This window comes from Dolichospermum circinale AWQC310F (assembly GCF_000426925.1).
Taxonomy (GTDB): Bacteria; Cyanobacteriota; Cyanobacteriia; order Cyanobacteriales; family Nostocaceae; genus Dolichospermum; species Dolichospermum circinale.
On the sequence record NZ_KE384668.1, the window covers coordinates 55,840 to 62,666 of the forward strand.

At 38.7% G+C, this 6,827-nt stretch carries 7 protein-coding genes and 1 tRNA gene; 5 read left to right on the forward strand and 3 right to left on the reverse strand.

Features of this window, described 5'->3' with window-relative positions; genetic code table 11:
• The first annotated feature begins 314 nt into the window (after positions 1-314).
• The 3 genes from ACIR310F_RS0104750 (at position 315) to ACIR310F_RS0104760 (ending at position 3,639) form a co-directional block, all read left to right on the forward strand.
• Positions 315-1,058, forward strand: coding sequence for a response regulator transcription factor (locus tag ACIR310F_RS0104750; protein WP_028082828.1), 744 nt, complete (start codon positions 315-317; stop codon positions 1,056-1,058).
• 206 nt (positions 1,059-1,264) lie between these two features.
• On the forward strand, positions 1,265-2,629 hold the full coding sequence (gene der / locus ACIR310F_RS0104755; RefSeq protein ID WP_028082829.1) for a ribosome biogenesis GTPase Der: 1,365 nt from the start codon (positions 1,265-1,267) through the stop codon (positions 2,627-2,629).
• Between the two features lie 80 nt (positions 2,630-2,709).
• Positions 2,710-3,639 carry an energy-coupling factor transporter transmembrane component T family protein gene (locus ACIR310F_RS0104760; protein WP_028082830.1) on the forward strand — a complete coding sequence of 310 codons (930 nt, stop codon included), beginning with the start codon at positions 2,710-2,712 and terminating at the stop codon, positions 3,637-3,639.
• A 43-nt stretch (positions 3,640-3,682) separates the two neighbouring features.
• Here ACIR310F_RS0104760 and ACIR310F_RS0104765 read toward each other — a convergent pair whose 3' ends face one another.
• Genes ACIR310F_RS0104765 through ACIR310F_RS0104775 form a run of 3 tightly spaced genes read right to left on the reverse strand, consistent with a single transcriptional unit; the run spans position 3,683 to position 5,484 of the window.
• Positions 3,683-4,486, reverse strand: coding sequence for an inositol monophosphatase family protein (locus tag ACIR310F_RS0104765; protein WP_028082831.1), 804 nt, complete (start codon positions 4,484-4,486; stop codon positions 3,683-3,685).
• 28 nt (positions 4,487-4,514) lie between these two features.
• On the reverse strand, positions 4,515-5,084 hold the full coding sequence (locus tag ACIR310F_RS0104770) for a thermonuclease family protein (RefSeq protein WP_035367624.1): 570 nt from the start codon (positions 5,082-5,084) through the stop codon (positions 4,515-4,517).
• 31 nt (positions 5,085-5,115) lie between these two features.
• The gene (locus ACIR310F_RS0104775; protein ID WP_028082833.1) at positions 5,116-5,484 is read right to left on the reverse strand and encodes a 2Fe-2S iron-sulfur cluster-binding protein; all 369 of its coding nucleotides are present in this window, start codon (positions 5,482-5,484) and stop codon (positions 5,116-5,118) included.
• A 161-nt stretch (positions 5,485-5,645) separates the two neighbouring features.
• Between ACIR310F_RS0104775 and ACIR310F_RS0104780 the strand changes: the two genes are divergently transcribed.
• A tRNA-Ser gene (locus ACIR310F_RS0104780) sits at positions 5,646-5,732 on the forward strand.
• A gap of 75 nt (positions 5,733-5,807) precedes the next feature.
• Positions 5,808-6,338: a helix-hairpin-helix domain-containing protein gene (locus ACIR310F_RS0104785; RefSeq protein ID WP_028082834.1), complete on the forward strand. Its 531-nt coding sequence runs from the start codon at positions 5,808-5,810 to the stop codon at positions 6,336-6,338.
• The last annotated feature ends 489 nt before the right edge of the window (positions 6,339-6,827 follow it).

The window sequence follows — 6,827 nt, forward strand, 5'->3', positions numbered from 1 at the left end:
GTGTGGTAAGATCTAACTGCATTTAGTCACGCCAACAATAGATTAGGACGAGTTGTGATTTTCTAAATCTAAAGTTGATATTCAAAAGAGCAGCCATTATCCCATCACAGATCCTAAATAGGTTCTATATTAGATTTAACATATTTTTTATAATTAAGATGGTAATCTTTTTATATATCAAGGAAAACAAAAGTTTACGGTTTGCTTGATGATCTCAAAAGTCCCTCAACTTTCTACCAGAATTAGCACAGCCAACTTTTGGTAGTGGGGGGAACGTCAATTATCCTTAAATAAAGTAGTTATAATTTTTCAGAATGCCGAGGATTCTTGTCATAGATGATGACCTAGCGATTTCAGAACTTGTTGCCGTCAACTTGGAAATGGCGGGCTACGATGTTAGTCAAGCCGAAGATGGTATCAAAGGTCAAGCGCTGGCTCTCCAGCTACAACCAGACTTAATTATGCTTGATCTGATGTTACCCAAAGTAGATGGGTTTACAGTTTGTCAACGCTTACGTCGGGATGAGCGCACTGCTGAGATTCCTGTATTGATGTTGACTGCTTTAAGCCAAACTCAGAATAAGGTAGAAGGGTTTAATGCTGGTGCGGATGACTACCTTACAAAACCGTTTGAGGTAGAGGAATTATTAGCACGGATACGGGCTTTATTGCGACGCACTGACAGAATTCCCCAAGCAGCAAAACATAGTGAAATTCTCAACTATGGATCTCTTACCCTTGTTCCTGAAAGATTTGAGGCTATCTGGTTCAAAACAACAGTGAAATTGACTCATTTAGAATTTGAGTTACTCCACTGCTTGCTACAACGTCACGGACAAACCGTTTCCCCCAGTGAAATCCTCAGAGAAGTTTGGGGTTATGATCCTGATGATGACATTGAGACTATTCGCGTACATATTCGTCATTTGAGAACCAAACTTGAACCCGATCCTCGTCATCCACGCTACATTAAAACCGTCTATGGGGCTGGATATTGTCTAGAATTACCTAGTGTATCCTCTGAAATTGAAGATCCAGTTGCTTCAATTTCTGAATGAAATCTAGTTAAATATCCTGATATTTAGAACCCTGATTTCTCTAAAAATTCAGGGTTCTATAATATCTGATTCCACAAACAAATTTAATTATCTTTAATTATCAAAAACCATGATAAGATAAATAGTTCTCTAAAACAGTGCTGGGTGAAGAACGTAGAGACAAAACTCAGCACACCTACACACTCAGCACTAAAGAACTCTAGTTTATGCCATTGCCAATTGTTGCAATTATCGGCCGCCCAAATGTGGGCAAATCTACCTTTGTAAATCGTCTTGCTGGAGATCAAACAGCAATAGTTCACGATGAACCAGGTGTAACACGCGATCGCACGTATCGTCCAGCATTTTGGAATGATCGGGAATTTGTCGTAGTGGACACAGGCGGCTTAGTTTTTAACGATGACACCGAATTTTTACCTTTAATTCGCCAACAGGCTTTAACGGCTCTTGCAGAAGCCTCTGCGGCGATTTTCGTAGTTGATGGGCAAGCAGGTCTAATGCCCGCAGATGAAGAAATTTCCGAATGGTTACGTCAGCAACCAGTACCCGTATTATTGGCTGTGAATAAATGCGAATCCCCAGATCAAGGAGTGATTCAAGCCGCTGAATTTTGGGAATTAGGACTAGGTGAACCTTTCCCCATTTCCGCTATTCATGGTAGTGGTACGGGGGAAATTCTCGATGAGTTAATGAATCACATTCCTTATGCAACAGAAGTAGAGGAAAATCCAGAAATTAAAGTCGCTATTATCGGCCGCCCAAATGTGGGTAAATCCAGTCTACTTAATACCTTTGTCGGTGAAAATAGAGCTATTGTCAGTCCTATTTCTGGAACAACTAGAGATACAATTGATACGATAGTTGAGCGAGGTGGACAAACTTACAGGTTAATTGATACCGCTGGTATTCGCAAAAAGAAACATATAGAATACGGGACGGAATTTTTCAGTATTAACCGCGCATTCAAAGCTATTCGTCGGGCTGATGTGGTTTTATTAGTGATTGATGCCATAGACGGTGTAACCGAACAAGATCAAAAATTAGCTGGGCGCGTTTTAGAAGAAGGTCGCGCTTGTGTTATTGTTATTAACAAGTGGGATGCTATCGAAAAAGACTCTTACACCATTTATGATTATGAAAAAGATTTAGAATCTCGCTTACATTTTACTGAATGGGCAGATACTATTTTTGTGAGTGCAGTTACAGGATTAAGAGTAGAAAAGATTTTAGAATTGGTCAACGAAGCCGCTGAATCACATAAACGCCGTGTAAGTACATCGGTAATTAATGAAGTGCTAGAAGATGCTATCAGTTGGCATTCACCACCGACATCCCGGGGCGGTCGTCAGGGTAAAATATATTATGGGACTCAGGTGAGTAGTCAACCTCCTTCTATTGCTTTGTTTGTAAATGATGCTTCCCGCTTTAATGAGAATTATCGCCGTTACATCGAACGACAATTCCGTAAACAGTTGGGCTTTCAAGGGACACCCATTCGGTTATTTTGGCGCAGTAAGAAAGTTCGAGACATGGAAATTGGTGGTCCGAATCGAGCTACTCGTGTAAAATAAAGAACTATTGTCAGTTGGTCATCTTCCTGGAATTGATAATCTTGACAACTGACAAATGATAACTGAACAATGACAAAAATATGGACTTACTGCGATCGCTACCCATCGGACTTTACTTAGAAGATCCACAAACTTGGTTACATAAACTTGACCCGCGAGTTAAGTTAATTTGGTTATTGAGCTTTCTAAGTAGCTATGTTTTCGCTAATAATTATTGGCGGTTATTACTGGTATTACTACTAATTCTTTTGACGGTGTTTGCTAAAATTCCGCTTAGAGTATGGCGACAACAAATGGGCTGGCTGTTGGTATTATCATTTATGGTATTAGCTATTGGCGCAATTAGTCCCGATGGATTAGGCATAAATTATCAGTCGCGTTTACCTGGAAATGAGCAAATTCTCACGCAACCAAGCACTGATAAAAAAACGCAAATTACCCCGACTACAGCAGATAATAATAAACAATATAGCTATGTGTTATTTCACCAGGGATTTGTGAAAGTAAGTCACCGTTCTTGGGATTTAGCAATTAGTTTGAGTACAATAGTTTTTACATTAATCTACAGCACTAATTTATATTTGCTTACAACCTCACCAGAAGAAATTACTTCGGGAATGGAAAGTTTAATGCAGCCTTTAAGAAAATTGAATATTCCAGTTACAGAAATCACCCTAACTTTAACCTTATCTTTGCGGTTTATTCCCCTGGTTTTAGAAGAAATCCAAAACTTGGTTCGTTCCGTTATGACTAGGGCAATTAATTGGAAAAAGTTAGGATTAAAAGCAGGAGCAAAAGTTTGGTTAATTGTTACCGAAAGACTATTAAAAAATCTGCTTTTGCGGGCTGAACAAATGGCCAATGCGATGATGGTTAGGGGTTTTACTAGTCCTAATGAACATCAGGTTAAATGGCAAGAATTAAAGTTAAAAATAGCCGATTGGTTAGCGATCGCCTCTTTAATGATATTTTGGGTAATTAGGATAGCCTTGGGTGCGGATGTTTCTTAACTGACAGTATTCCTATTTCTTACCCAAAATCATGATCAAAAAATCATGTCCAACTAGATAAACGGGGAACTTGCATCAATTTTTGACTGAGACTATCATGAAGATGACCATTAGTAGCTAAAATTCTCCCCGATTCAATTTTTATCGGAGTCCCATCATAAGCAGTGACCTTTCCTCCCGCTTCCTGAACCAATATTATCCCAGCCACAACGTCCCAAGGAGCTATTCCTCTCTCCCAATAACCATCAAGTCGTCCACAGGCTACATAGGCTAAATCTAAGGCGGCTGCACCACCACGACGCACACCCTGGGTAAGATGGGTCAGATGACAAAATTCAGGATAATTATTATCAGCGGTTTCTCGACGATCATAAGCAAATCCACTAGACAACAGACTTTTATTTAATTCCGCTGTTTTTGAAACATGAATAGGACGACGGTTACGGGTTGCACCTAAACCCGCCCCAGCCCGAAATAATTCATCACGAAAAGGGTCATAAATTACTCCTACCTTGGGTACACCCTGAATCAATAAACCAATGGAAACAGCAAAACAAGGATATTGATGGGCGTAATTAGTTGTACCATCGAGAGGGTCAATAGCCCAGAGAAAATCATGGTCTTGATTTCCCAGTTTTCCCGACTCTTCTGCTAAAATTGAGTGTTGGGGAAAATGACGACGCAAGACTTCTAAAATTACCTGTTCAGAAGCTTTATCAGCAGCAGTAACTAAGTCACCCGGACGGCCTTTTTCGGTGATTGTGTTTTCTAATTTACCTAAATAGTCTTGTAAAACTACACCTGCGGACAGGGCTGCTTCCGTAGCCATATCTAGAAAAATTTGCATATTTGTTAGTTGTTAGTTATCAGTGGATTTAACGATAAAGACGACGATACTCTCCAGGAGTTATTCGCATAGGTTGATCAGGGTTCCAGATACCTTTCCCCATGATTCTGGCCCATTGTTGGGCGTGTTGTAAACGTTGATTATATTTAATATTAGGCGATCGCGCTACAAATAAAGCATATCCTTGTTTAATGATTTCTTCGTTTAACAATAGTTGATCTTTCCATACATAAGCTAAGGTACGGTTAAATTTATCCTTGTTTTCTAGGTCAAATTCCAGTTTTATAGATTGATTTACACCACCAATCAAAGTTTCTAGTGTTTTTTTTGCATCCTCTCCCCAAGGAGTTTGACCCAAATCTGGAGCATCCAAACCAATTAATCGAATTTGGGAGGTTAAATTGGGTTGTGTTTCCATTCCCAACACTTCCAAACTTTGTCCACTCATAACCCGCGCTAATTTCACATCAGAGGGAATTGTTGCGGATTTATTTTGGCTTTGACAACTTACCAAAAATAACAAACTCAACAATATAATTATTTTTATTTTTGTCACAAGAATGCGAAGACGGAATAGGATAGAGATCGTCCTCGCCATGAAATTTGTGAACTTGAACACAGAAAAAGTATTAGTCCTCATCTAAGGGTAAACCCGCTTTAACTCTACCTTTACCAAAAAAGCGCCCAAATTGAAGTTCATAAACTTCATCTTCGTCTTGTGTTTCTACTTCTAAATCAGAACGAGCGTAACTTACACATAATAAGGCGTACCCTTGACGGCGTAAAGCTGGGGAAAGGCCAATGGCTTCTGGTTGATAAATTTCTCCTGATACAACTCTTACCGCACAAGTTGTACAAGCCCCATTACGACAAGAAAAGGGGAGTTCAGCCCCGTTATGTTCAGCAGTGTGCAAAATATAACGGTCTTCGGGAACTTCCAGGGTATGGGATATACCAGTTTGGCGATTATAAACTTTAATGGTGTGGGTTTGAACCATTTTGATTTTTAGCTTTTCCGATTTGGGGGTGTCAAAGTCTATTATAAGAAAATAGGTGGAAAACCCCGCATTTTCAGGTCAGGGAGTCATGAAAAAAAATATTTTTTTAAAATGCTTGCTTTTTTGAAAATTCTGTTGTAGGATTGTAAAGCGAGACACCTGGAGAGGTGGCCGAGTGGTTGAAGGCGCAGACCTGGAAAGTCTGTTATGCAGTAATGTATACGAGGGTTCGAATCCCTCCCTCTCCGTTCCTAAGTGATAAAAAAGTTAGATTTGATGATGATTAGCGCAACTAAAAATTACTTATTTATAACTGTAAAAATATGAATAAGTGGCTACCGTTAAATCTGAAATTACAAAAGCTCCGGGTTAAATTACTCAATGACCCCTATTATCGTTTACAATCTGGTGAAGAAGTGCAAATAGCGGCTGAACTAGGCTTGGGAATTGATGCTAATCAAGCGACTGTGGATGATTGGTTGCGTTTACCTGGGTTATCAATTCACCAATGCCGATCTCTAGTGGAACTTTCCCGCGCTGGTGTAGTATTTTATTGTATTGAAGATGTAGCTGCGGCTTTAAGTATACCAGTGCAGCGATTAGAACCAGTAAAACCCATGTTAAAATTTAACTATTATGACAATAATTCCTTAGATAAACCCCAACTAATTAATCCCAATACAGCAACAGTTGAGGGTTTGCGTAAAATTCCTTTTATTGATTTATCCCTAGCACAGACAGTTATAGAAAACCGACTGGCAGCAGGTCCTTACCTAAGTTTACTTGATTTCCAAAAACGGTTAAAATTATCAGGGGAAGCGATCGCTCAATTAATGTATTACTTGCGATTTTAGTTAGTTGTCAGTAAATAAACACAAATTGGTACAATTCTGTTTTAGAAAATCGTCAACAGGTTTTAGATAATTTAGCAGATACCGCCATCTCTCAAAAATTCTTAAATAGAAGCAGTAGCAAAAGTAGTAAGCCCCCTAAATCCAGAATTTGTGTACAGGAAGAGAGTTAGTATCCTGTGATTTGTCTAGGATAGAAGAAATTGGTATTTACGCAAAATATCTCTGAAACCCTCTTAACTTCGTGTTCTTTGCGTTCTTCTTGGTTCATTCTTCCGTAACTTATACGTAAGTCCTATTATTTTATAACATTCATAAATGTTATCAGCAAACCTATTTATGATCTCTGATGTATGATAACTTTAACTTATATATAATCTATATTAATTTTAATATTCATAACTTAGCAAAATTCGACTTTAGATTTTCTTAACAATTAATTGAGAATTATTTTTATTTAGCAACGAGCTTGCAATACTTTCCGCGATTTGC

Bases quoted from the DNA above. Each gene is read 5' to 3' on its own strand.
- ACIR310F_RS0104750 (WP_028082828.1), top strand. From the start codon at position 315: ATGCCGAGGATTCTTGTCATAGATGATGACCTAGCGATTTCAGAACTT.
- ACIR310F_RS0104765 (WP_028082831.1), bottom strand. From the start codon at position 4,486: ATGCAAATTTTTCTAGATATGGCTACGGAAGCAGCCCTGTCCGCAGGT.
- der (WP_028082829.1), top strand. From the start codon at position 1,265: ATGCCATTGCCAATTGTTGCAATTATCGGCCGCCCAAATGTGGGCAAA.
- ACIR310F_RS0104785 (WP_028082834.1), top strand. From the start codon at position 5,808: ATGAATAAGTGGCTACCGTTAAATCTGAAATTACAAAAGCTCCGGGTT.
- ACIR310F_RS0104760 (WP_028082830.1), top strand. From the start codon at position 2,710: ATGGACTTACTGCGATCGCTACCCATCGGACTTTACTTAGAAGATCCA.
- ACIR310F_RS0104775 (WP_028082833.1), bottom strand. From the start codon at position 5,484: ATGGTTCAAACCCACACCATTAAAGTTTATAATCGCCAAACTGGTATA.
- ACIR310F_RS0104770 (WP_035367624.1), bottom strand. From the start codon at position 5,084: ATGGCGAGGACGATCTCTATCCTATTCCGTCTTCGCATTCTTGTGACA.